General features: G+C 63.6%; 25 protein-coding genes. 14 read left to right on the top strand and 11 right to left on the bottom strand.

Annotated features, from left to right (window positions below; genetic code table 11):
• Nucleotides 1-29: 29 nt before the first annotated feature.
• The 4 genes from D6C00_RS04995 to D6C00_RS04980 form a co-directional block, all read right to left on the bottom strand.
• Nucleotides 30-440: an antitoxin Xre/MbcA/ParS toxin-binding domain-containing protein gene (locus D6C00_RS04995; protein ID WP_125180599.1), complete on the bottom strand. Its 411-nt coding sequence runs from the start codon at nt 438-440 to the stop codon at nt 30-32.
• A gap of 50 nt (nt 441-490) precedes the next feature.
• Nucleotides 491-796: a segregation and condensation protein A gene (locus D6C00_RS04990; RefSeq protein WP_125180597.1), complete on the bottom strand. Its 306-nt coding sequence runs from the start codon at nt 794-796 to the stop codon at nt 491-493.
• 99 nt (nt 797-895) lie between these two features.
• Entirely contained in the window at nt 896-1,468 is a 573-nt protein-coding gene (locus tag D6C00_RS04985; RefSeq protein WP_125180595.1) for a hypothetical protein, read from the bottom strand.
• Between the two features lie 18 nt (nt 1,469-1,486).
• Nucleotides 1,487-2,080, bottom strand: a complete 594-nt coding sequence (locus tag D6C00_RS04980; RefSeq protein WP_125180593.1) for a DNA-J related domain-containing protein — start codon at nt 2,078-2,080, stop codon at nt 1,487-1,489.
• Nucleotides 2,081-2,401: 321 nt separating this feature from the next.
• On the opposite strand from D6C00_RS04980, the gene D6C00_RS04975 reads away from it, so the two are divergent.
• From D6C00_RS04975 to D6C00_RS04950, 6 genes are all read left to right on the top strand, one after another.
• Nucleotides 2,402-2,725, top strand: a complete 324-nt coding sequence (locus D6C00_RS04975; protein ID WP_125180591.1) for a hypothetical protein — start codon at nt 2,402-2,404, stop codon at nt 2,723-2,725.
• A 73-nt stretch (nt 2,726-2,798) separates the two neighbouring features.
• Nucleotides 2,799-4,157: a hypothetical protein gene (locus D6C00_RS04970; protein WP_125180590.1), complete on the top strand. Its 1,359-nt coding sequence runs from the start codon at nt 2,799-2,801 to the stop codon at nt 4,155-4,157.
• 200 nt (nt 4,158-4,357) lie between these two features.
• Nucleotides 4,358-5,281: a metal ABC transporter substrate-binding protein gene (locus tag D6C00_RS04965; RefSeq protein WP_125180589.1), complete on the top strand. Its 924-nt coding sequence runs from the start codon at nt 4,358-4,360 to the stop codon at nt 5,279-5,281.
• A 231-nt stretch (nt 5,282-5,512) separates the two neighbouring features.
• Nucleotides 5,513-6,301, top strand: coding sequence for a metal ABC transporter permease (locus D6C00_RS04960; protein ID WP_206609508.1), 789 nt, complete (start codon nt 5,513-5,515; stop codon nt 6,299-6,301).
• Between the two features lie 152 nt (nt 6,302-6,453).
• Nucleotides 6,454-7,020 carry a helix-hairpin-helix domain-containing protein gene (locus D6C00_RS04955; RefSeq protein ID WP_158675295.1) on the top strand — a complete coding sequence of 189 codons (567 nt, stop codon included), beginning with the start codon at nt 6,454-6,456 and terminating at the stop codon, nt 7,018-7,020.
• 250 nt (nt 7,021-7,270) lie between these two features.
• On the top strand, nt 7,271-8,530 hold the full coding sequence (locus D6C00_RS04950) for an adenosylhomocysteinase (protein ID WP_125180585.1): 1,260 nt from the start codon (nt 7,271-7,273) through the stop codon (nt 8,528-8,530).
• A 218-nt stretch (nt 8,531-8,748) separates the two neighbouring features.
• Here D6C00_RS04950 and ispG read toward each other — a convergent pair whose 3' ends face one another.
• The gene (ispG, locus tag D6C00_RS04945; RefSeq protein ID WP_125180583.1) at nt 8,749-9,984 is read right to left on the bottom strand and encodes a flavodoxin-dependent (E)-4-hydroxy-3-methylbut-2-enyl-diphosphate synthase; all 1,236 of its coding nucleotides are present in this window, start codon (nt 9,982-9,984) and stop codon (nt 8,749-8,751) included.
• A 203-nt stretch (nt 9,985-10,187) separates the two neighbouring features.
• Between ispG and D6C00_RS04940 the strand changes: the two genes are divergently transcribed.
• A complete protein-coding gene (locus tag D6C00_RS04940) occupies nt 10,188-10,628 on the top strand; it encodes an RrF2 family transcriptional regulator (protein WP_125180581.1) in 441 nt (146 codons plus the stop codon).
• Between the two features lie 49 nt (nt 10,629-10,677).
• Here the strand turns inward: D6C00_RS04940 and D6C00_RS04935 are convergent, their stop codons facing one another.
• Both D6C00_RS04935 and D6C00_RS04930 read right to left on the bottom strand, forming a co-directional pair.
• Entirely contained in the window at nt 10,678-11,322 is a 645-nt protein-coding gene (locus tag D6C00_RS04935; protein ID WP_125180579.1) for a TusE/DsrC/DsvC family sulfur relay protein, read from the bottom strand.
• 132 nt (nt 11,323-11,454) lie between these two features.
• Complete coding sequence (locus tag D6C00_RS04930) at nt 11,455-12,309, bottom strand: sulfurtransferase (RefSeq protein WP_125180578.1); 855 nt, start codon at nt 12,307-12,309, stop codon at nt 11,455-11,457.
• A gap of 165 nt (nt 12,310-12,474) precedes the next feature.
• On the opposite strand from D6C00_RS04930, the gene D6C00_RS04925 reads away from it, so the two are divergent.
• The 3 genes from D6C00_RS04925 to D6C00_RS04915 all read left to right on the top strand — a co-directional run bounded on the left by D6C00_RS04925 (nt 12,475) and on the right by D6C00_RS04915 (nt 14,552).
• A complete protein-coding gene (locus tag D6C00_RS04925) occupies nt 12,475-12,783 on the top strand; it encodes a hypothetical protein (RefSeq protein ID WP_125180576.1) in 309 nt (102 codons plus the stop codon).
• Between the two features lie 21 nt (nt 12,784-12,804).
• A complete protein-coding gene (locus D6C00_RS04920; protein WP_125180574.1) occupies nt 12,805-13,386 on the top strand; it encodes a LemA family protein in 582 nt (193 codons plus the stop codon).
• A 215-nt stretch (nt 13,387-13,601) separates the two neighbouring features.
• Nucleotides 13,602-14,552, top strand: coding sequence for a GIDE domain-containing protein (locus D6C00_RS04915; protein ID WP_125180572.1), 951 nt, complete (start codon nt 13,602-13,604; stop codon nt 14,550-14,552).
• A gap of 219 nt (nt 14,553-14,771) precedes the next feature.
• Here D6C00_RS04915 and D6C00_RS04910 read toward each other — a convergent pair whose 3' ends face one another.
• Together D6C00_RS04910 and D6C00_RS04905 are read right to left on the bottom strand one after the other, a co-directional pair.
• Entirely contained in the window at nt 14,772-17,348 is a 2,577-nt protein-coding gene (locus D6C00_RS04910; RefSeq protein ID WP_125180570.1) for a chemotaxis protein CheB, read from the bottom strand.
• Nucleotides 17,349-17,372: 24 nt separating this feature from the next.
• Complete coding sequence (locus D6C00_RS04905) at nt 17,373-17,966, bottom strand: PAS domain-containing protein (RefSeq protein ID WP_158675294.1); 594 nt, start codon at nt 17,964-17,966, stop codon at nt 17,373-17,375.
• Between the two features lie 480 nt (nt 17,967-18,446).
• On the opposite strand from D6C00_RS04905, the gene D6C00_RS04900 reads away from it, so the two are divergent.
• The gene (locus tag D6C00_RS04900; RefSeq protein WP_125180567.1) at nt 18,447-18,848 is read left to right on the top strand and encodes a DUF4398 domain-containing protein; all 402 of its coding nucleotides are present in this window, start codon (nt 18,447-18,449) and stop codon (nt 18,846-18,848) included.
• Nucleotides 18,845-19,732 carry an OmpA family protein gene (locus D6C00_RS04895; RefSeq protein ID WP_125180565.1) on the top strand — a complete coding sequence of 296 codons (888 nt, stop codon included), beginning with the start codon at nt 18,845-18,847 and terminating at the stop codon, nt 19,730-19,732. The genes D6C00_RS04900 and D6C00_RS04895 overlap by 4 nt, the downstream gene beginning before the upstream one ends.
• A 144-nt stretch (nt 19,733-19,876) precedes the next feature.
• Here the strand turns inward: D6C00_RS04895 and D6C00_RS04890 are convergent, their stop codons facing one another.
• Together D6C00_RS04890 and D6C00_RS04885 are read right to left on the bottom strand one after the other, a co-directional pair.
• Complete coding sequence (locus D6C00_RS04890) at nt 19,877-20,581, bottom strand: Crp/Fnr family transcriptional regulator (RefSeq protein ID WP_125180563.1); 705 nt, start codon at nt 20,579-20,581, stop codon at nt 19,877-19,879.
• Between the two features lie 16 nt (nt 20,582-20,597).
• Complete coding sequence (locus D6C00_RS04885) at nt 20,598-20,798, bottom strand: hypothetical protein (RefSeq protein ID WP_125180561.1); 201 nt, start codon at nt 20,796-20,798, stop codon at nt 20,598-20,600.
• A gap of 407 nt (nt 20,799-21,205) precedes the next feature.
• On the opposite strand from D6C00_RS04885, the gene D6C00_RS04880 reads away from it, so the two are divergent.
• Both D6C00_RS04880 and D6C00_RS04875 read left to right on the top strand, forming a co-directional pair.
• A complete protein-coding gene (locus tag D6C00_RS04880) occupies nt 21,206-22,564 on the top strand; it encodes a sigma 54-interacting transcriptional regulator (protein WP_125180559.1) in 1,359 nt (452 codons plus the stop codon).
• 372 nt (nt 22,565-22,936) lie between these two features.
• Nucleotides 22,937-24,304, top strand: a complete 1,368-nt coding sequence (locus D6C00_RS04875; protein WP_125180557.1) for a diguanylate cyclase domain-containing protein — start codon at nt 22,937-22,939, stop codon at nt 24,302-24,304.
• Nucleotides 24,305-24,316: the final 12 nt, after the last annotated feature.

Below are 24,316 nucleotides of genomic sequence, written 5' to 3'. Positions count from 1 at the left end.
GGGGTTTCTGCCGTCGGTATGGAACCGGCTCAGGAGGCCTGGCTGGTCGAGCCGGAGGTGTCCCAGGCGAAGGTGCAGTCCAGGTGGGTGCGCACCCGGACCATGCCGCTGAGGCCGTCCTCGATCATGCAGCTCATGGGCGTGCGCCGGCGCAGGTGCTTGTTGCGGCGCTGCATCCAGAGCGGGGCCATCTGCGGGTTGGAGGGGAAGGTGGTGCGCAGGGCATCGGCAATCCCGAGGATGTGTTCGACCGATTTGTTCACCCGCGGCTCATCCGGCAGCGGCTCGCCCATGTCACGATAGCGGTTGATCTTGCGCGAGGGGGTGCCGTCGGGCAGGCACAGGATCCTGACCTGGTCGGAGTTCTGCGCTCCCCAGTTGTCCAGCAGGTTGATCACCGCGCGGGTCAGCGCGATGCGTTCTTCGTTGGTGAGATCCATGGGTCGACTCCTGGTCTCCCCGGTGTCCGGGAGACGGTCGCAGGGTGAATTCAGTGGTCGCTGCCCGAAGGCTTGTTGCCGCGCAGGCTGGCGCTGTCCAGCGGTACGACCACCTCGCGCCGGGGTTCGTCGACGAAGCGCGGCCGCATGTTCATGGCACGGCCGAACTCCTCGGCCAGTTCCTGCTCGCGGGCGGCGATCAGTGCCAGGCAGTCGCGGATGCCCTCGATGGTATTGTCGGACAGCGGATGCCGGAAGCCGGGCTTGGCATGGGTGTCCTTGGCGACGTCGGTCAGCACCCGCTTCATCATGCGCAGGATGCGTTCTTCCTTGGACAGTTCGGGTTCGGTGGACATATCAACTACCTGCGGTGTCAGAAGGCACGCGGACGTACCTGATCGATTTGGTCGGACATTGTGCCATATCCCGGGCCGGGTTTCATCCGTCGCCGGCATTCAGGCCTGGGTATGGAAAAAGGACCAGGGGCAATCCGTAATAATTTCAAGACTATGCATAAACCCTTCAACGGGAGCGGCTTCTCCCGGATGGATGCCCCAGATTTCGATGAACAGGTTGCCGCAGCCGGCGTTGCCCTGCCAGTTCCAGTCCGTCACTGGTGCGGCATGGCCGCAGCGGGCGCAGGCGTGCACCGTGTCGGGCGGACCCGCCAGCAGCGCGGCGGCGACCGACTGCCGGCAGACCGGGCAGCGCACCCGGGCCTGCGGATTGGCCCGGAAGTGAGCCTGCGGCAGGGCAGGCGTCACATGGATGTGGCAGAAACCGCCGCGCTGCGCCGCGTCCTCGCATGCCCCGGGATCGGCCGGCGGCTCGGTCTCGATGAAGGGCGAGCAGCCCAGAAAGCTCAGCTGGTCGAGAAAGTGCTCACCGGTGGTGAAGTGTTCGCGCCCCTTCAGCGTGAAAGCCGTGCCCAGGAAGCCGGCTTCCTGCAACCGGGTCAGCAGTTGGTCGCGCTGGGTGTCGGTGATGGCGTCGTGTTGCGGGTACAGAATGAGCTGGTAGACGGGCATGCGGGGTGACGGTCGGCTTCAGGGTGTATTTCCGCCCTTGCCCAGCAGCAGGGCGGCGGCTTCGTTGATGGCCTGCAGGGTGGCGGTATCCCCGCCCCGGTCCGGGTGGTGGCGCATGGCCAGTCGCCGGTACTGGCTGCGGATGGCGGTCTCGTCGGCACCGGCATCGAGTTCGAGGATGCGCAGGGCCTCGCCCCGGCGGTCCTGGCGCACATAACGCTGCCAGAAGCGGCCCAGCATGGCCTCGACATCGGCGGCCGAGGTCCGTTCCAGGTTGGACCAGTCCAGGTAATAGTCGCGCAGCGGGTCGTGCGTCCCCAGGGCCTGGGTATCCTGTTCCCGCTGCGGCAGCAACTGGATCTTCAGTACATGGATCCGGAGCGTTTCATCCTTACCGGCCAGCAGGGTCTCGCGCAGCCGGTACAGGCCATGAAACAGGATGAAGTGGGTCTGAAACAGGTTGAGGCTGTCGTCGAGCCGGGCCTCGCCCACGGCCACGTCCTGCTGCTCGCGCAGTCGCTGCAGCAGTTCGTGTTCGCTCAGGCCCTGCGGATGTTGCTGCAGCAGGCCATGGAGCCGCTGGCCGAATTGGTCGATTGCCTGGGTGTCCATGTCCGCTCAGACCTGTGTAGCCCAGCCGGAAATCAAAAGCGCCACGGAAAACACGGACAATTGCATGTTGCTTGCTGCGGCATCCGTAGGTCGGGTTAGCGAAGCGTAACCCGGCGCTGGCCGCGGTTCTTGTGTCGGGTTACGCACTACGGGCTAACCCGACCTACATATCATTGAATTCATATTTTCCGTGCTTTCCGTGTATTCCGTGGCTATCGATTTGTAAATTGTAACCCCTCGAACCGGAGATAGACAGATTCCATCTCCCGGCTGCGAAACGCGGTGTTGACCCCGGCCGGCTTTGGGTTATGCTCTTTGGCCATGTCGAACCTGCGCCGTCATCTTGCAACCTCCCGGGGACGCCGTGTCCTGGCGGCGCTGTTGCTGCTGTTCGCCGGCATGCAGTTCGCGAGCCTGGCACACGCGGCCGAGCATGCCTTTACCGCGCACGAGCACTTCGGTCAGGCCTGCGATGTGCTGCACTTTGCCAAGCACGGCGGCGACGGCGTTGCCGCTGCGCTGCCTGCCGGCGCCTGCGACCTCATGCTGCAGGTCGCGCCGGCCCATGTACCCGCTGACGTTCATTCCGCAAGCCCCTTTTCGCCGGCACAGCCCCGCGCGCCGCCCCGTCTCCCGTTCGTCTGACAGCCCTTGAACGCGCCGCCGCCGTGTCTGTGTGCCGGTGGCAGTGAAACTGTACATAACGGGAGAATCTTCAATGCATACCTTCAAGCGTGCAGCGCTGGGCGCTGCAGCCATGATCGTGGTGACGCCGGCCGCCGCCACGGATGTCGAACAGGATGAACTGGCCGCCGTGCGGGCCGAGATCCGGGCCATGCGCCAGGCCTACGAGGCGCGTATCGCCGAGCTGGAAGGCAAGCTGGAACGACTGGAGACACGGTCGGAACAGCCGCCGGCTGCCGTCGCCGAACCCGCCGCGGCGGCCGGTGCGCCGGCCGCTCAGCGGCGCAGGGTCTACGGCAACGAGTTCAACCCCTCCATCGGTGTGATCCTCAACGGCCGCTTCTCGGCTTTTTCCGAGAGTGATAGTGAAATTGCCGGTTTCGGCACGGGCGAGGAGGGCGAGCGCGGCCGCGAGGGCCTGGCCGTTGACGAGTCCGAACTCAATGTCGCCGCCAGCGTCGATGACAAATTCTACGGCTCCATGACGGCAGCGATCGTGCGCGAGGAAGGCGAGGACAAGGTCGAACTCGAGGCGGCCTATTTCCAGACGCTGGGCGGTGCCGGCCTGCCGACCGGATTGAGCCTGAAGGCGGGCCGTGCCTTCTGGACCCTCGGCTATCTCAACGAACATCACTCACATGCGGACGACTTCGCCGACCGGCCCCTGCCGAACCGGGTGTTTCTCGACAATACCTATAATGACGACGGCGTGGAATTTTCCTATGTGTTGCCGACCGCGCTGTATTCGGAGATCGGCGGCGGCCTGTTCCGCGGCGACGATCTGCCCTTCGGCGAGACCGGCGGCAGCGGTCCGGAGGCCTGGTCGCTGTTCGGCCGCCTGGGCGGGGACATCGGTTTCAACCAGAGTTGGCGCATCGGGGCCTATGTGCTGTCGGGCGAGGCCGCCGGCCGGGTGACCAACGAAGGCGATGTCAGTTTCAGCGGTGACACCGATCTGTATGTGGCCGATCTGCGCTATACCTGGGCACCGACCGGCAATGCGCGCAACCAGGAACTGACCCTGCAGGGCGAGTTCTTCCGCCGGGACGAGGACGGCAGCTATGACGTCGGTGCCGGCCCCGTGCGCTTCGACGACGCGGTCAACGGGGGCTATGTCCAGGCGGTCTACAAATTCCGGCCGCAATGGCGCGTGGGTGCGCGTTACAGCCGGTTGCAGGCGCCGGAGGTGCCCGCCGGACTGGTCGGTAGCGCGCTGGACGGCGGTGGTCATGACCCCGAAGCCTATGCCCTGATGCTGGACTGGACCCACAGCGAGTTCAGTCGGGTCCGGCTGCAGTACAACCGCGAGGAGTTGAGCGATGGGCTGCAGGATGACCAGTTCATTCTGCAGTACATCATGAGCCTGGGGGCGCACGGGGCACATAAATATTGATTGGTCGGCGGCAAAAACGCAGAGAACGCGGAGACCAAAGATCTTTGAGGGCTGCACCGAAAGGCACTTATGCTGCGTCATCCCCGCGGAGGCGGGGATCCAGAGACCTCCGCGGTCACTGGATTCCCGCCTCCGCGTCTCTGTACCCACAGGGCATAAATGTCCTCTGCGTTGCTGTCGCGCTGTAAGGGAGAGTCTCAATGCGATATGTGTTCACAGTCGCAGCGGTATTGCTGCTCATGTCGGGCATGGCCCGTGCAGCGGACCCGGTGCAGGTGTTCGCCTGCGAGCCCGAATGGGCCGCGCTGGCGGAGGAGATCGGCGGCGAGGCGGTGACGGTCTTCGCCGCCACCCACGCCCGTCAGGACCCGCACTACATCCGTGCCCGACCCAGCCTGATCGCCGCCCTGCGCCGGGCCGATCTGCTGGTGTGCAGTGGCGGCGGGCTGGAGACGGGCTGGCTGCCGGTGCTGTTGCAGAAGGCGGGCAACCGCGCCATCAGTCCCGGAACAGACGGCTATCTGCTGGCGGCTTCGGTGATCGAGCTGCGTGATGTGCCTGAACGTGTCGACCGCAGCCAGGGTGATGTGCATCCCGAGGGCAATCCCCATCTGCATCTGGATCCACATAACATCGATCAGGTCGCCGGGGAGCTGGCTGCGCGGCTGCAGGCTGTCGACTCCACCCGGGCCGGCCTTTACCAGGACCGTCTGGAAGATTTCCGCCGACGCTGGCAGGTGGCCGTGGCGGATTGGGAGACGCGTGGCGCGCGGCTGCAGGGGCTGCCCGTGATCGTGCATCACCAGGCCTGGCACTATCTCATCGGCTGGCTGGGCCTGCGCGAGGTGGCGGCGCTGGAGCCGCGACCGGGCATCCCCCCCACCGGGGCGCATCTGGAGGGGCTGCTGCAGACAGTGCGCAGCCAGCCGGTGGCGGTGATCCTGCGCACGCCCTATGCGCCGCCGGACGCCGCCGACTGGCTGGCTGAAAGGACCGGACTGCCGGTGCGGGTGCTGCCCTACACGGTCGGTGGGGCCGAAGGGGTGGACGACCTGTTCACCCTGTTCGAACACACCCTGCAGCAGCTGGAGTCGGTGCGTGTTACTGAGACAATCACAAACTAAGCCTCATTCAGAGCCACACAAATGGCGTAGATCAAGGCGCAGTGCGCAGGCAATGGCCAGGCCCTTGGCAAGCGCTGTAACGCGGAGCTACGCCATTTGTGTGGCTCCCTGTGGGCGGGTCTCCGGGCGGCCATCCGCGGCGTTGCGCCGGCTTGACATAGAATGGCTATGCCGGCGCCGTCGCGCCTTGCGGGCTGACCGCCCAGAGACCCGCTGAAGGAGGCTTTGTTTGTGATTGTCTCAGTAAGCCCTGAAATGCTGGAGATCCTGCTGCCGGCACTGGTCGCGGGCCTGGCGATCGCCGTCACCCATGCCCCGCTGGGGCTGGAAGTGCTGCGCCGCGGCATCATCTTCATCGACCTGGCCATCGCCCAGATCGCCGGTCTGGGGCTGGTGGTGATGGAGCTGTACTGGCCGGGCGCGGCGGGCTGGATGCTGCAGGCGGTGGCGCTCGGCTGCGCGCTGGGCGCGTCGCTGCTGTTCCACTGGACCGAGCGCCGGCTGCCGGCACAGCAGGAGGCGTTGATCGGCAGCAGCTTCGTGCTGGCGGCCTCGCTGGCCCTGTTGCTGCTGGCCGACCACCCCCACGGCGGCGAGGCGATCCAGCACCTGCTGTCCGGCCAGTTGCTGTTCGTGGGCTGGAATGAGCTGGGCCTGGCCTTACCTGTGTATGGCCTGGTGCTGCTGGCCTGGTTCGCCCGGCCGCGCTGGCGCGGCGGCATGGGTTTCTATCTGCTGTTCGCCCTGGCCGTGACCGCCTCGGTGCAACTGGCCGGGGTCTATGTGGTCTTCGCCAGCCTGATCCTGCCGGCGCTGGCGGCGGCGGCCTGGCCCGGCCGCGCCCTGGCCGTGGCCTGGACCAGCGCGGCGGTGGCGATACTGGCCGGGTTGATGGCGGCGCTGTGGTACGACTGGCCGGCCGGGCCGGTATTGGTGGTCAGCTATGCACTGGTCGCACTGCTGGCGACGGTCCCGCGCTGGCGGCGAACCCGGCCGGCGCCATCCGCCCGCGCCCGTTGACGGGAACGACCACAACCTGTGAAATCGATCACAGTTCTCCAGTCGGTGCGTCATGATTTCGTCGCGGCGGAGCCGAACTGCGAGCCGGATCACGGTCCGTGACTGTGCTCCGGGCAAGGATGGCCGCAACACTTCAGGGAGGTGATCACGCCATGTACACAAGTCACCACGACAATCTCTACCGGGAACCGACCCTGTTCGATCTGGCCTTCGCCGCCCTGGCGCAGCGCCTGCAGGCCTGGCTGCCGGCCGGGGCTGAACAGCGCTGGAGGCTGGCATTTCGCTGCCAGGCCGCTGTGTTCGCGCTGCTCGGGCTCGGCGTGCTGCTGCATGGCCTGCAGGGCGGGACTGCCGGTGCCCAACTGGCGGCGGTGCTCGGCTCGGCGGGCCTGATGGCCACGGCGCATTTTCTGTTCAATATCGCCCGGCGCCCGCCGGCATCGGCGGTGTTCGCGCAGCCGGTTCCCGCTGTTACCGTGTCACCGGCGCCTGCGCGGCCCGCTGCGCCGCAGGCACGGCCGCAACCGCGGGTGTCACCCCGAGCATTCCTCAATGAGCTGCGCCAGGCCGGGGTGAACGTGCGCATCGCCCGGGCCCTTTACACCGCCGGCGTGCGCAGTCCGGACATCGTGCGCAACAGCGCCGATGAAACCCTGCTGGCCATCCGCGGTGTCGGCCCGGCCACCGTGCGGCGGCTGCGGGAGACGTTTGGAGAGTGAGGAGGCCGTAGGCCGGAATAAGGGCCATATGGCCCGTTTCCGGTGTTGACGACGATTGCCGGGAACGCTTCGCTTATCCCGGCCTACCATCTCTTGACCTGAAAAAGGCCACCCACCTCTCCCTTCCGTCATCCCGGCGAAAGCCGGGATGACGGATTAAGTCAGAGGCCCTCACTCCCTAGTCCCGGAATTTGTCCCGTCCTCCAGCTTGTTGCACACTGTCCGGCCGCGGAAATCACCGGAGCTGGAAATGTCATCCTCCCCCAATATCGAAACCGGCCGCCGCAAGCTGGCCTGGGCCCGGGCGCACATGCCGGTGCACGCCGAGCTGCGCCGTCGTTATGGCGGGACACGGCCCTTTGCCGGGCTGACCATCGCTGTCTGTTCCCATATCGAAGCCAAGACCGGCGTGTTTGTGGAGACCCTGGCGGCGGCCGGGGCGGGCGTGGTCTTTACCGGCAGCGAGCCCGGTTCGAGCCAGGACGACGTGGTCGCCGCGCTCAACGAACAGGACGGCATCAGCGGCTATGCCGAACGCGGGGTGAGCGAGGAACGGTTGCTGGAGCTGCATCTGGCCGCGCTGGAACACGGGCCCGACCTGATCCTGGACGACGCCGCCGAGCTGACGGCCTGCCTGGTGCACCGGCGTCCGGAGCTGCTGCCGGGGCTGCGCGGCATGTGTGAGCAGACCACCACCGGCGTGCAGCGCATGCAGGCCATGGCGCGCGAGGGGGCGGTGAGCTTTCCCGCCTATGCCGTCAACGACACGCCGATGAAACACGAGTTCGACAACATCCACGGCACCGGTGAATCCTCCCTGACCAACCTGCTGCTGACCACCAATCTGCTGCTGGCCGGCAAACAGCTGGTGGTGGCCGGCTACGGCGACTGCGGCCAGGGCATCGCCCACAAGGCCCGCGCCCTGGGCGCGCAGGTCACGGTGACCGAGATCGAGCCGCGCCAGGCCCTGCGCGCACACATGGCCGGCTTCCGGGTGGCCACCATGGCCGAGGCTGCGGCATGGGGCGAGATCTTCATCACCACCACCGGCAACCGCGAGGTGATCCGGCGCGAACATTTCGAGCGTATGCGCGACGGTGCCCTGCTGGCCAATGCCGGGCATTTCAACGTCGAGATCGATGCCCGCGCCCTGGCGGAACTGGCCGTGACACGGGAGGAGGTCCGGCCCGGCATCGAGGCCTTCCGCCTGGCCGACGGCCGTGAGCTGAACCTGGTCGCCGAGGGCCGGCTGGTGAACCTGGCCACCCCGACCGCCATGGGGCATCCGGTGGAAGTGATGGACCAGACCTTTGCCATGCAGTTCATGGCCGCGCTGCATCTGCACCAGCACGCCGACGAGCTGACGCCCGGTGTGCATGCGGTGCCGGACCTGGTGGATCGGCAGGTGGCGGAGATCAAGCTGCAGACGCTGGGCATCGGGATCGACGCGTTGACCGAGTCCCAGCAGCGCTTCCTGGATACCTGGCGGGTGGAGGAGATCAAGGGGTAGGGCGTGAGGAGGAATCCCGCGGAGTGGTCGTCATTTCCTCCTGGCCGTCATTCCCGCGCAGGCGGGAATCCACATACCTGCGCGGTCACTGGATCTCCGCCTGCGCGGGGATGACGGCTTCGTGGTTTGTGGGATAGTCGTTACCTTGACAGGTGTTGTTGCACGGACACACTTGTTCACGCTTCACGCTTCACGCTTCACGCTTCACGCTTCACGCTTCACGCTTCATGCTTCACGCCGTAATTCCGCTCCACATACGCCTCGATCAACGCCTGGAAGTCCTGCGCCAGGGTCTCGCCCTTGAGGGTGACGGTCTTCTCGCCGTCGACATAGACCGGGGCGACCGGGCGCTCGCCGGTGCCGGGCAGGCTGATGCCGATATTGGCCTGCCTGGATTCGCCGGGACCGTTGACCACGCAGCCCATCACCGCCACGGTCATGGCTTCCACGCCCGGGTACTGCTCGCGCCAGACCGGCATCTGTTCGCGCAGGTATGACTGGATGTCCTGCGACAGTTCCTGGAAGTAGGTGCTGGTGGTGCGGCCGCAGCCGGGGCAGGACACCACCTGCGGCAGGAAGCTGCGCAGGCCCATGGACTGCAGGATGGACTGGGCCACCTGTACCTCCCGGGTGCGGGAGGCGCCCGGCTCGGGGGTGAGGGAGATGCGGATGGTGTCGCCGATGCCCTCCTGCAGCAGCACGGCCAGCGCAGCGGTGGAGGAGACGATGCCCTTCACACCCATGCCGGCCTCGGTCAGGCCCAGGTGCAGCGGGTAGTCGCAGCGCCCGGCCAGGTCCCGGTAGACGGCGATCAGGTCCTGCACCCCGCTCATCTTCACCGACAGGATGATGCGGTCGTGGCCCAGCCCCAGGGCCTCGGCCTGCCGGGCGCTGTCCAGGGCGGAGACGATCAGCGCCTCGCGGGTGACCTCCTCGACCTCGCGCGGCTGCGGCAGGCGGGCGTTCTCGTCCATCATGCGCACCACCAGGGCCTGGTCCAGGCTGCCCCAGTTCACGCCGATGCGCACCGGCTTGTCGTATTTGCAGGCCAGCTCGATGATGGTGGCGAACTGCTCATCCTTTTTGCTGCCGTGGCCGACATTGCCGGGATTGATGCGGTACTTGGCCAGGGCCTCGGCGCACTCCGGGTACCTGCTCAGCAGCTTGTGGCCGTTGAAGTGGAAATCCCCGATCAGGGGCGTGGCCAGGCCCTGGCGATCCAGGCGCTCCCGGATCGCCGGTACGGCGGCCGCGGCGGCCTCGGAATTGACCGTGATGCGTACCAGTTCCGAGCCGGCGCGCGCCAGCTCCGCGACCTGGACCGCGGTGGCCTCGATGTCGGCGGTGTCGGTGTTGGTCATGGACTGGACCGCCACCGGCGCTTCGCCGCCGACCGTCACGGGGCCGACCTGGACGGGGATGCTGTGGCGGCGCTGGGGGATGGCTGGGTTCACTGGGATCGACCGGGCTGTTCGGGGCGGAACATTATGACAGGATTCGCGGTCGGATGAGAGACCCACGCCCGCCTCCGGCCGTGTAGAATATGCGGTTTTCCCGCGCCAGTCAGCGGCCGGACAGCCCCAAACCCTGATCCGGGTCAATGGCTGCCGGCACCGGCCGGGATAAGCTGGCAGCCACCCGTGAGCAGGAATATTCGATGCGTTTGACCACTTTCAGCGACTACACCCTGCGGGTGTTGATCTATCTCGCCGTGCAGGACCAGGCCGTCACCACCATCGCCGGGATCGCCGAGGCCTACGGCATCTCCAAGAATCACCTGATGAAGGTGGTCCATCAACTGGCCGGCGAAGGCTATGTGGAGACCACGCGCGGCAAGGGCGGCGGCGTGCGCCTGAAACGGGCGCCCGAGGATATCTCCATCGGCGCTGTGCTGCGCCGCACCGAGTCCGATTCGGCCCTGGTGGAGTGTTTCCGGCCGGAAGGATCGGAGTGCCGGATCGAGACCGCCTGCATGCTGCGGGGGGTGTTCCACCAGGCCGAAGAGGCCTTCTACGGGGTGCTGGACGACATCACCCTGGCGCAGGTGGTGGAGGACCGCGCGCGGCTGCAGGCGCTGCTGCCCGGCACGGCAGACTGAGTCCCGCCGCAGTCCGTCGGGTTACGCTACGCTAACCCGACCTGCGTCACTAGTGCTCGCCCTTCACCCGCAGCAGCCCTGCCAGCCGGTTGCCCTGTTTCTGCGGGCCACCGCGCGGGAACAGGTCGTGCAGGTAGCGGTTGCTGCTCCTGTCCTTGCCCCAGCGCTTGCGGAACTCCTTGATGATCTCGCGCACGTTGGCCTGCAGATGGTGCTGTTCATAGAAGTCCCGCAGATAACGGATGATCTCCCAGTGCTCCGGGGTCAGTTCCAGCCCTTCATAGGCGGCCTCGGCGCGCACGAAGCCTTCCGACCAGTCGTCCAGGTTGACCAGGTAGCCTTCGCTGTCGGTGACGATCTCCTGGCCGTCCACCTCCAGGGTGCGGGTCTTCATGTTGGGATAGGCGGTGCTGCCGCCCTTGGTGCCGCCCGGCGCGCCGCGGGTGTGGACGCTGTCGCCGTCGGTGGGCGACCAGATGCTGATCTCCACCCGGCCGTCCAGATGTCCGTGGTAGCGCACCGCACCCATGACGCTGATCTTGCCGCTGGCGGGCGGGATGTCGAACACCGCGACCCCCTCGCGGTCGGTGTTGGCGACCTGCGGGGCGTCCGGCTCATGGTCCAGATAGAGGGTGACCGGCGTGCGTTTCAGCGGCTGATTGCGAATCCGCATGGAGACATGAACTTCGAGCATGTGTCACTCCTGTTGCGACCGAGGATATATTAGATGTATTTAATATATATCTGATTAAATATCAGAACCAGTGGCTCGACAGGGGCTTTGGCGGGAAAATTTCGATACCAGATAACGGGCTTTCTGATAGGTTCAATCGCTGCCGCCGATTTCGACCGGCCGGGCGGGGTCGCGGATCCATTCGCTCCAGGAGCCGGGATAGAGGCGCGTGCCGGACAGCCCGGCCTGTTCCAGGGCGATCAGTGTCTGGCAGGCGGTCACGCCCGAGCCGCACATGACCACACAGTCCTTGGGAGGGTGATTGGCCAGGATGCGCTCGTACATCTTGCGCAGCGCCTCGGGCGGCAGGTAGCAGCCGGAAACGTCCAGGTTCTTGCCGAAGGGCAGATTGATCGCACCGGGAATATGCCCGGCCACCGGATCGATGGGTTCCTCCTCGCCGCTGAAACGGGTCTCGCCGCGGACATCGAGCAGGCACAGTTCGCCGTCGTCCAGGTCGTCGAAGATCTCGGCCGCGCTCGCGGTCATGGTCTCCTCCGGTTCACCCTGGAACGGGACCGGTGTCGGCGCCGGGGGCAGTGCCTCATCCAGCGGACGCTCCTCGGACTGCCATTTCTCCAGGCCACCGTCGAGCACGGCGACCCGTTCGTGTCCGAGCCAGCGCAGCAGCCACCACAGGCGGCCGGCATAGGCGTTGGTGCGGTGGTCGTAGCAGACGACCCGGGTGGTGGACGTAATGCCCCAGTCGGAGAAGGTGGCGCGCAGGACGGCCGGATCGGGCAGGGGATGGCGGCCGCTGGTCCCGGTGGCCGGACCGGACAGGTCCTGCTCCAGGTGGGCATAGAGGGCGCCGGGTATATGGCCTTCGCGGTAGGCCTCCAGGCCGGCATCGGGCTGGCCGAGGTCGAAACGGCAGTCGAAGATCCGCCAGTCGGGGTCGTCGAGATGTTCGGCGAGTTCCGCGGTGGAGACGATCGGGCTGGTCATGCTGCTCCCGGCTGGGTTCCAAACCTCCTAATTAACACCGAAGTGAGCGGGTATCAAGCGAAAGGCCGCCCTGCAGCCCCGATTGGCAGTTGTGGCCTTTCCGGCGGACCCCTACAATCCCGGAACTGAAACAGCTGCATTTCACGGACCCAGGTGGCTTCAATTATGGCGCAACAACACAAGATCTACCCCGGCATCGACAAGGATCACTGGGGCGGCATGACCGATATCGGCAAGATCATCCGCGACGCCTGGGTGTTCGGGCTGCTGCCCGAGGATCAGACCTGTGAGGGCTGGAACTACGGCCAGGTGGAAATGCTGTATGACCAGGTCTACCAGGCCTGGGAACCCTACGGCCACCTGGTCAGCAGGCTGCCGGACGAGTTGCGCGAGCGGCACGAGCGCATCCACGGCGAGGCCTTCCGGCGCGCGCGCGACCTGGGCTGGGACCCGTCGCTGGAAAACGAAAGCTGAAACCAATAAAAAGGAAGATGCATGGGCGTGGGTGATGTGATTCTGATCGTGCTGCTGGTGGCGGTGATCCTGCTGATCGTCTACGCCATCGTCATTTACAACCACCTGGTCGCGCTCAAGCACAATGTCGCCAAGGCCTGGTCCAATATCGACGTATTGTTGAAACAACGCCATGACGAGCTACCCAAGCTGGTCGAGGTGTGCAAGCAGTACATGGGTTACGAGCAGGAGACTTCTGGAGAAGGTCAGGCACGCGCGCAGGTCGCCGCCGCCCGCGAGGGTGGGGACGTGCCCGCCCTGGGGCAGGCCGAGACCCAGTTGCGCCTGGGCCTGGGCAACCTGTTCGCCCTGGCCGAGGCCTATCCCGACCTCAAGGCCAATACCAACTTCCAGCACCTGGCCGACCGGGTCACGGCGCTGGAGAACAGCATCGCCGACCGGCGCGAGTACTACAACGAAAGCGTGAACCTCAACAATGTGCGCATCGAGCAGTTCCCCGACGTGATCGTCGCCCGTAAATTCGGCTTCGGGCCCTTCGACCTGCTGGAATTCGCCGACGAGGAGAAGGCGGACGTGGACCTGAAAGGCCTGTTTGCCGGGTAATGTTTATTACGTGGGAATTGAGCCACGGATGAACACGGATCAACGCGACTAAAGACTGCTTCGTCATTGCGAGGCGCATAGCGCCACGGCAATCTCCTGATGCCTGCTTTGCTTCATGAGATTGCCACGCTACGCTCGCAATGACGTTGTATTATCCGTGTGCATCGGTGGCTGTAAACCGCCCAGCCTGATTCCCCGCCGGAGACCAACCTGTCATGCTCACCGACCTCGTCGCCGACATCCAGCGCATGTCCACCGGCGGTTTCGTGGTGGTCAGCATTATTGTCGGCGTCATCGTGCTGGTCGCCTTCCTTGCCATCTGGCGCAACTGGTCACGGGCGCGGCTGATCGAGGACATCCCCACGGCACGCATCCGTTCCGCTCCCCAGGGCTATGTGGAACTGGAGGGCGAGGCCGGGTTGCTGCCGGGACCGCCCATTGTCGCGCCGCTCACCGGGCGCCAGTGCGTCTGGTACCGCTACCGCATCGAGCATGAGGAATACAGCCACGACAGCAAGGGACGCGCACGCAGCCACTGGCGCACGCTGGATTCCGGAACCAGCGAGGGGCTGTTCGAGATCGATGACGGGACCGGACGCTGCGTGATCGACCCCGACGGGGCCGAGGTGCACCCGGACGACAAGGACGTCTGGCGCGGCCACAGCCGCTGGCCGTCGGCAGGCCCGCCACGCCGCCGTGGCGGACTGCGCTTCTCGGCCGGCGACTACCGTTACACCGAGGAGCGTCTGCTGCCCGGGCCGCTCTATGCCGTCGGCTGGTTCGAATCCATCCGCAGTGCCGACGGTGATCTCAGGGAGGCCACCGCTGCGCTGCTGCGCCACTGGAAGCAGGACCAGGCAACCCTGCGGGCGCGCTTCGACGCCGACGGTGACGGCCACATCGATGCCGCAGAATGGGGCCGGGCCCGGGACGCCGCACAGCAGGAGGTTATCCGGGAGCGCGCTCACAAGGCCAGCGAGCCCGCGGTCAACCTGCTGCGCCGCCCGGCGTCACGACAGCAACCCTACATCCTGTCCGCCCATCCCCAGGACCACCTCAGCCGCCGTTACCGACGCCGCGCCCTCGGCGGCCTCGCGGCGACCTTCATCGGGGTACTCGCGCTGGCCTTCCTGCTTGCTTCACGGTTCGGTAGCCAGCTTTACTAGCCCGCATTTCTCACCGCACATCTACTGCGGCCGCCGATGAGCCTGCATCTGCAGTGCGTACTCGCTACAGCCGGCTTGACGTAGTGTCGGCTACGCCGACGCCGTCTTGCACTGCGTGCGCCCTGCATCTACAGCCTCCTCGACGCCCTCGCGACGATCCGCGGTGAGAAATGCGGGCTGGCGCAGATTCTCAGGCTGCTGGTTTTTCATGCAACTGAGCTACTCCTCCAGATCCCGACGCAATTCCTGTTCCAGTCTTTTGGTCTCGGTGATGTCGACAAAGGTGATCACCACGCCATCTATGACATTATCCAGCCTGCGGTAAGGCATAATACGAACACTGAACCAACGGCCGTCGTTGGCTTGAATCTGCTTCTCGGAAAATGACAGGGTGCGCAGGGTTTCGAGCGCATCCTCGTGCAACTCCGGATATTGCAGATTGGTTGTAAGGTCGCTCAACGGCCGCCCAACATCGCTTTCCCGGATATTGACGATTTTTGTCGCCCGGTCGGTGTAGCGCCTGACATTCAGCCCCTGATCCAGAAACAGAATGGCGATATCGGTACTGTTGAGCAGGTTGCTCATATCGCTCTGGGCCAGAGCGAGGTCGTCCAGCTTGCTATGCAATTCCGCGTTGATGGTCTGCAGCTCCTCGTTCATCGACTGCATTTCCTCCTTGGAGGTCGTCAGCTCTTCATTGGTCGACTGCAGCTCCTCGTTGGTGGACTGAAGCTCTTCGTTGGCGGACTGCAATTCCTCCTTGGAGGCTCGCGCTTCCTCCCGCAGGGTCTGAATTTCATCGCGGTACTGCTGCAGCTCGGCCTCATGCGATGCTTCGACCGTGGTCTTGCCCTTGCGCTTGCCTCCGCCGGCCGGATCCGGTGCGATATCGCGAAATACGATCATGGTCGCGCCGCGCAGAGCGGCCGGCTCGCGAAGTGCCTGTACCGTGACATCGACGCGCTGCACGCCGCCGCCCGGCAGCTGCACTTTCAGCCCGTGCAAATGCTGCGGTTCGCTCTCGATTGTGGATTTCTTCAGGGCGGCACTGATCGGTACTCGCAGACCTTCACGCACCATGGCGTGGATATTCCAGTTGGCCTTGCCCGCGGCCGGCTCCAGGTACTTCCCTGTGCGCCCGCTGATATAGAGTATGTCACCGTCGCTATTGATCACGACCGCGGCGGGTGCATAGACCTGCAGCAAGACCTGGTCGGCGGCTGCCTGCAGGTTGTCGCTGGGGGTATGATCGGTGGTGGACACGGAATTCTCCCTGGCTACCTTCGATAGGGGTGGAAAGGATTTCATCATAAACTCAGCCCCGCCGCTGGGGGCGTCATCCCGGCGCTGATAAAGCCGCAGACTGGACTGAATGGGCGTGAACAGGTTGTTGAATCGACCCACCGTCTCCGCACTGCCCAGTAACAGCACACCACCTTCGCGCAGGCTGTAGTGAAACAGCGGTATCAACCTGCGCTGCAGGGTGGCGTCGTAGTAGATCAGCAGATTACGGCAGGCAATCAGGTCGAGTTTGGTAAAGGGGGGATCGAGTATCACATCCTGCTGGGCGAATAGCACCATGTCGCGGATTTCGGTGTTGATTTCGTAGCCACCGCCCTCCCGGGCCCTGAAAAAGCGTGCCAGACGCTCCGCGGAGACAGCTTCCTCGATTGACGCAGGGTAGCGACCGCGACGCGCCGTATCTATCGCCTCGGGGCTCAGGTCGGTGGCAAAGATCTGCAGGGTGACATCGCGGTATTCCCGTCGCTGATGGATCACCTCGTTGAAGACCATCGCCAGCGAGTAGGCCTCCTCGCCGGTGGAGCAGCCGACCACCCAGCCTCGCAGCATGCGCTCTGTCGTTCGCCGGGCCAGCAATTCCGGCAGCGTGACATTCGCCAAATGCTCCCAGACGGCGGGGTCGCGGAAGAAATTGGTCACCCCGATCAGCAGTTCCTTGAACAGCAGATCGATTTCGTGGGTATTGTCCTGCAGGAAATCCGCGTACTGAGCCAGTGTTGTAATATCGTGGATCGCCATGCGCCGCTCCACGCGCCGATGGAGGGTGCTGGGCTTGTAGAGGGAAAAATCGTGGCGGGTTCTCTTCTGAAGCAGATCGAGAATGCGCTGTAGCGGCTCGGGTTCCAGCGTCGGCTCCAGGTCGTCGCCGGCGGGAACGCCCGGGTCCGGGACCTGGGCGACGTAAGCCAGAATGCGCGCCGGCAACTCCGCCGGCGGTGCAATAATATCGGCACACTCCGCGGCGATGGCGCTTCTGGGCATCGCGTCGAACTGGGCCGTGTCCGGTTGCTGCACCGCCGTCAACCCACCCACGGCCTTGACCGCCTGCAGGCCCAGCGTGCCATCGGAGCCCATGCCGGAAAGCACCACGGCGATGGCGCGCTCCCCCTGAGTCCCGGCCAGCGAAGAGAACAGAACATTGATGGGCAGTCGCATGCCCCGCGGCTCGGCCGGGCTGGCCAGATGCAGCGTTGCGTTGACGATGCTGAGCTCGGTATTGGGAGGGATTACGTACACGCAGTCGGGTTCGATGCGCATATTCTGCTGCGCCTCGCGCACCGGCATGGCCGTGACGCGCTGCAGTAATTCCGACAGCAGCGCCTTGTGTGTGGGGTCGAGATGCTGCACCACGACATAGGCCATACCGCTGTGTGGCGGGATATTGCCAAGAAATTCTTCCAGCGGGGCAAGGCCGCCGGCCGAGGCGCCAATGCCCACGATACGTGTGGTAACCGCTGGTGTTGCGGGAGAGTTGGCGGCTGTCAGGGAAACCATCGGACAAAACGCTCTTTCTGAGTGTTATGTGAACTCGCAGCAGATTAACAGTGCACGGCGCTTGTCTGGAGAAGTTTTGGCAACCACCCGTAATGGTCGAGAAGTATTCGCTTCGCCATCTATGGTTACTTCACAGGTCAGTGTGGCACCGTCCTCTCCCACCCTTTTCAGCAGGCTCAGCAGTGCCGATCGGCTATCGGTGGTCAGGAAACGATCGATACGGTCGCCTGTCAATTCGTCCTGTCCCGCACCGAGCAGCTTGGCGGCGGCCCGGTTGCTTTCGATGATCTCGCCCTGAAGATTGACGAGGAAGTGGCCGAGTGGCGCGAACTCGTACAGCTCCTTGTAACGGGCAACCTCTTCGACAAGACGCTGCTCATTGGCGTGCATTTCCTCGTTTTGCAGATCCAGTTCCACCTGGTGGACCTGCAGTTCATGCAACAGCTTGAGTGCGTCGGCAGCGGTCTGGGGGTTGCTGGATAGCCGGTGGAGCAGGTGCAGGGCATCCGCGCCCAGGGACCAGTTGCTATTGGCCGCGGCGGTACCCGCTTCGAGCCGGGTTTCGGCTTCGCTTCGCAATTGCAGATAGATATTCGGTTCAGCTGTGGGCGTGTACATAGGGACTCCGGTTTTCCTGATCCTGGGGCTGCCACTCATCATAGCATGCCTGTAGCGATGTGGGGTTACTTGTCAGTATCGAGCCTCCCGACTCAAGTAAGTGTCCTTCGGAGAGCGCTCGGGGGAGCATTATGGTCCTGTTCGCGCCGGTAGCGGCCCGGATTTACGCCGGCCCCCTGGTGAAGGCGATGGCATTCGTCATGGGTTTCGACGTGGCCGATCAAAGAATCGTTGTCAGGCCTGAGTTGTCAGGGTGGCGTCGGCTTGAATGAAGGTCTGTCGTGTGTGCGCTGGCGTACAGATGCAATACTCGCAAGGTCCTACAGTTAGACAATCTGTAGCTGACAAAGAGCGGTTTGATATTCCGGTCGGGGCGGTATAGGTGTAATTCTGCCTGGAGGTCTCATGTTCTTTTCCGGTCGTTATCCGCGTCAGTTGTGTGGTTCGTCAGCGCATTGCGCTACCTGTGAGGATTGCAAAATGTATCAATCAACCAATAGAAGCTTCAGTGACAGCGTGTGCGGCGCCTTGAGTCTCATTGTGGCGTTCGTTCTGTTAAGTGCATGCGCTTCAGCGCCCCTGGCGCCTACCGCATCGCTGAACGCAGCCCGAGAGGCCATCGCCAGTGCCGAACAAGCCGGTGCGCGTCAGTATGCGGGCGCCGAACTCGATGAAGCACAGCAGAAACTGATAAAGGCAGAAGGTTACGTCAACAACGAGAAGATGATTGACGCAGAACGTTTCGCGCAGCAGTCGCTGGTCGCGGCGGAACTCGCATCGGCGAGAACTGAAGCCGCAAAAGCGGAGGAAATCAACAGAGAAATGGGCCGCGGCGCCGATGCCCTTATCGAAGAAATGCGACGTACAGGGGATCAGCAATGAAAACTTTTACAACTCAATATATCAAGCACGGAACCGTGTTTGCCGGGCTGGCATTCCTGTCGCTGGTGATCACGTCATGTGCCGTAGCGCCGGCAAGCCCCGAAGGTGCCACGCAGGTGCGCAGCAAACTGACTGCGCTGCAGAATGATCCGGACCTGGCCGATCGGGCCCGGGTCGAGATCAGGGAGGCGGAGGCAGCGGTGCGCATTGCCGAGCAGCCGTTGCCCGAAGCCGATGCGGCACTGGCCTCGCACCGTCTCTACATCGCGGATCGGAAGGTGGCGATTGCCGAGGCCAGGGCTGCCACCCGCTACGCCGAAGACCAGCGCGCCCAGCTTGGTGAGGAGCGTGATGAGGCGCGGCTGGAGGCACGCACTCGCGAAGTCGGGAAGGCCCGTGCTGATGCCTCCAGAGCGCGCAGCGCAGCTGAAGCCGCGCAGATTTCAGAACAGGAAGGGGTCGCTGTTGCGGCTCGGCAGGCGGAGGAGTATCAACGCAGGATCGATGCCCTGCAGGCAGAGATCACCGACCGTGGGGTGGTCCTGACGCTGGGTGATGTTCTGTTTGCGACCGGAAGTGCTGAGCTTCAGGCCGGCGCCAACAGCAATCTCAACAAGCTGGTGAACTTCCTGCGCCAGTATCCCGAGCGGCGTGTTCAGATTGAGGGACATACCGATAACGTCGGTAGCACCGAATACAACCAGGGGTTGTCCCAACGTCGTGCCGATTCGGTCAGGTATTACCTGGAGCAGCAGGGAATCGCCTCGCAGCGTCTCTCCGCATCAGGTATCGGTATGGACCGACCGGTCGCGAACAACGATACCGCAACGGGGCGTCAGCAGAACCGTCGTGTAGAGATTGTCATCGAGAACCCGCAACCCTAGTTGTCAGCCCGTGCGTCTGAAGGGCGATGGTGCACGGTTACAATACATTGCTGTCAGCTGGCTAGGCGATTTGTTCTTTGTTGATGCTGAACTTCATCCTGATTCCACGCCCAAGCTGGAGTGGGGACGTTGTGGCGGGTCGTGCTACCCCATCATCCGGGCATAGCCCGCCCTGTCGGCCGCGTAGCAGCTGCAGGAGGCGGCTTCCAGTCCGGCAGGGTCGAGAATCATGATTGTCCCGCGACGGTAACGGATCAGCCCGCGCTGCTGCAGTGAGCTGGCGGCGTGGGTCACGCCGACACGGCGTACGCCCAGCATGCAGGCCAGAAATTCATGGGTGATCTGGAATTCATTCGCGTGCGCCCGGTCCCGTGTCATCAGCAGCAAGCGCGCCAGTCGTGCCTCCAGCAGGTGGAAACGGGTGCAGGCCGCGGTCTGTGCCAGTTGTTCAATCACCACATAGAGGTAGCGCTGCAGCAGGCGGCGCAAGGCCGGGCTCAGATCGAGTTCCCGCAGGAATGCCGCGGTGTCCATGCGCAGTGCCGGGCCTGCGCCCTGTACCACGGCATGCAACGGTGCGAGCCTCACTCCGAGGAGGAGAGAGATACCCAGCATGCCCTCGTTGCCGATCAGGCCCACCTCCAGGCCGGCAGCGTGGTCGATCGGCGCCACCAGAGAGATGAATCCCCGGGTCGGGAAATACACCTGGCGAATGCGTTCACCGGGTTCGGCCAGGATGCCGGCAAACTCCAGTTCGACCGGTTGACAGCCTGCCAGAAAGCGCCGCCGGTCCCTGCGCGGCAGGATTTCAAGCAAACGATTGTTGGGGCCTGGCCCGGGTACGGTCATGTCGCCGCGGTTCAGGTCAGCCCGGACCGTGAAGCATGCCGATCAGTCCGACAATGGCTACGCCGAGTCCGTCGACCGTCAGCCAGACACCAATGTCAGCCGACATCCAGGCAAGCAGTTGCGGTATATCGGTACTGGCGGATGCCCAGGCACAGACGCCCCAGAAGGCCAGCATCAGTCCGATGGTGAGCATGGCAAGGGGAGTGCTTCTGGTCATGGCAGGGGTACCTCAATGTGGAACCTAAGGAACAGCTGATCAATTCAACTCCAGTCGGCTAAAGATTTTCGCGGCGTTGAACCCCAGGGGAGTTTGTCGCTTCGCTTGGGCACGCGCATCGCAATGACGAATTGTTCAGAGTTTCCCTGATCGATCAGCGGCTATCATCGCTGGGCCCATACACTGACGCAAAGCAGGGGGAGATGACTGTGCGGTATCGCACAGATCAGTCCGGCAACGCGAGAGAGAATCGGCGCGAAATTCAACGAACCCATTACCCAAACCAGGTTCGCTCCAAACAGTCCAAGGAGCATCGATAACGGATGGGTTCAAATCAAGATTTCGAATGGCAAACACAGGTTCTGTCAATTCCGCTAAACCTGTAAACAAAAGGGATTCAAGCAGATATGGACACACAACGTAAGGTTCTACTGGTCGACGATGACGAAGCTCCCCTCGGGTCTGCTGCAGCGCGGCTGCAGGCGGAAGGTTATGATGCGCTTCTGGTTTCCGACAGTCAGTCTGCAATCACCGGACTGGATGCGTTTAGGCCGGATCTGATCGTCGTCGGTCTGCGTCTGGACGGGCTGGACGGGATTGTCCTGTTTGGTGAAATCTTGAAGCGCGATCCATTTCTCCCCGTTATCATCCTTACCCGGCAAGGGGCCATGCCGGACTCCGTCGATACCATTCGACAGGGCAGTTACGAGTTCATGAAAAAACCCTGTGTCGTTGACGAACTGGTGGAACGGACAACGAACCTGCTGCAGACCGGGCGTGATTGTTCCGTTGCGGTCAAGCCAGGGAAGGTCGAGGCGTGGCGCAGCGGGATTATCAGCAGAAGCCCCGCAATGGAGGAGCTGCTGCAGCAGGCCAAACTCGTGGCCGACAGCGGCGCGACCGTCCTGATCCAGAGTGAAAGCGGTACCGGCAAGGAGCTGCTGGCGCGTGCCCTTCATAAGGTAAGCAACAGAAATGGCGGACCGTTCAATGCCGTCAACTGCAGCGCGATCCATGAGAACCTGCTGGAATCCGAGTTGTTCGGGCATGTCAAAGGTGCCTTTACCGGTGCCACGAACGACCACAAGGGGCTGTTGCAGGCTGCCGATGGCGGCACCCTGTTCCTGGACGAGGTCGGTGACATGCCGCTGGGTGTCCAGGCCAAGCTGCTGCGGTCGCTGGAGGAGCGCGAGGTCAGGCCGGTCGGGTCGATCAGAAGCATGCCTTTCGATGTCAGAATCATCGCTGCCACCAACCGGGATCTCGAGGCTGCGGTTGAGCAGGGCGAGTTTCGCGAGGATCTGTATTACAGGCTCAAGGTGATTTCCCTGGAGCTTCCGCCCTTGCGGGAGCGGCGGGAAGATATCCCGATGCTGGCGAATGCGTTCCTGGAAGAGTTTGCGCGGATGAACAACCGCAGTGCGAGAAGGTTTTCGCGCGAAGCGATGGATGCCCTGGTCAGTGCCGACTTTCCCGGCAACGTCCGCCAGTTGCGTAATGTCGTGCAGCAGGTGGTTGCGCTTTCGGCTGCGCACGTCATTCCGGGGGCGCTGGTGAAACGGGCCATCAAGGGCGATTCCGGGGACCTGCTCTCTCTTGCGGAGGAAAAAGTGCGCTTCGAAAGGAATTACCTGATACGGGTAATGAAGATTTCCAATGGCAACGTCAGCCATGCCGCCAGGCTGGCCAAGCGCAACAGGACCGAGTTCTACAAGCTGCTGGGGCGTTACGAACTCACTCCTCAGGAATTCCGCAGTGCCTCCTGACTGTTACTGATGAGAACGTTGGTCAGACGACACTCAGGGCTTCAATGGCCATGCCGAGTCCACCGACTGTCAGCCAGCACCAATGTCAGCCGACATCCAGGCACAGACGCCCCGGAAGGCCGACTTCAGTCCAATGACGGGCATGGCAAGGAGAGTGCCTCTGGTCATGGCCGGAATACCTCAATGCGGAACCAATCGACAAGCGGCTGTCATCGCCGGGACCGTACATTGTCGCAAAGCAGGGGGGAAGACTGTGCGGTATCGCACAGACCGGTCGAGCACCGCGAGAGAAAATCGGCTTGAAATTCAACGAACCCGATCATCCACACCAGGTTCGCGCCAAACAGATTCTGGAAAAGGATTTCAAATGCTATGAGCCTGTCATGGACACAGGTGCTACTGGTCGAAAACGATGCCGACGATGCTGGCCTGATCCGGGCGGCGCTCTCCGCCAGCCCGGGGAATGGGTCGTTCAACGTCAACTGGGTGAGGTGTCTCGCGGATGCGCTTGAACGGCTGGAACAGGAAGCCGTCGATGTCGTCCTGCTGGACCTGGTGCTGCCCGATGGCCAGGGTATCGACGTCTTCGACCGGATATTCCGTGCCGCTCCCGATGCCCTGATCCTGGTCCTGACAGCGGACAGCGATGAGGAAACCGCCCGTCGGGCGGTGCAGCACGGGGCTCACGATTATCTCCCCAAGGAGCATGCCGACGCTTACTGGTTGCCGCGTGCCCTGCGCTATGTCACCGACCGCAAGGCGGCTGAACAGGTGCTGCGTACCGCGGAAGAGACCCTGTTCGAGGAAAAGGAACGTTCCCGGGTCATGCTTGAATCCATTGGTGATGCCGTGCTGGCCACGGATCTGCAGGGCAATGTGACCTACCTGAATGCGATGGCGGAAGACTTGACCGGCTGGTCAAGGGGAGAGGCCCTGGGTCAGCCGCTGGCACAGGTGTTCAATATCATCGATGGCACGACACGGGAGGCCGCCGTGAACCCCGCCCTGCGCGCCATCGAGCAGGATCGGACCGTGGGGCTGGCGATGGATTGCGTGTTGATCCGTCGCGATGGCGTCGAGGCCGTGATCGAAGACTCCGCTGCGCCCATACACGACCGCCATGGCAAGGTCTCGGGCGCGGTGATCGTCTTCCATGACAGCAGCCAGTCGCGGGCCGTTACGGAAAGGATGGCCTATATGGCCCAGCATGATTATCTGACCGGACTGCCCAACCGGTTGCTGTTGATGGAGCGCCTTTCCCGCATGATTACCCTGGCTGACCGGCATCACAAACAGCTCGCTCTGCTTTTTCTGGATCTGAATGATTTCAAGGAAATAAATGACTCGTTGGGCCACATTGTGGGCGACCAGCTGTTGCAGTCGGTGGCCAAACGCCTGACGGAGTGTGTGCGCGCCTCGGATACGGTCAGCCGCCAGGGCGGTGACGAGTTCGTGATCCTGCTGGCCGAGATCGAGCAGCCGCAGGATGCGGTACGCGTTGCCGAGACGCTGCATACCGCGCTCGCCGAGCCACATCTGATCGACGGGCATGAAATACATATCGGCTTGAGCATTGGTATCAGTGTCTATCCGGATGACGGCAACAGCGTGACCACCCTGCTGCAGAAGGCGGATATGGCGATGTTTCACGCCAAGTCCGGCAGCCAGGACAAGCAGCGGCGTTTCCGCATCGGAATGAGCAGCCGTGCGGGCCTGCACTCCAGGTCTCCCCGGCAATGATTCACGGGGCCT

This window comes from Thiohalobacter thiocyanaticus (assembly GCF_003932505.1).
In the GTDB taxonomy this organism is placed as follows: Bacteria; Pseudomonadota; Gammaproteobacteria; order Thiohalobacterales; family Thiohalobacteraceae; genus Thiohalobacter; species Thiohalobacter thiocyanaticus.
The sequence above is the reverse complement of the archived record's forward strand: the minus strand, read 5'-3'. Positions and strand labels throughout refer to the sequence as shown.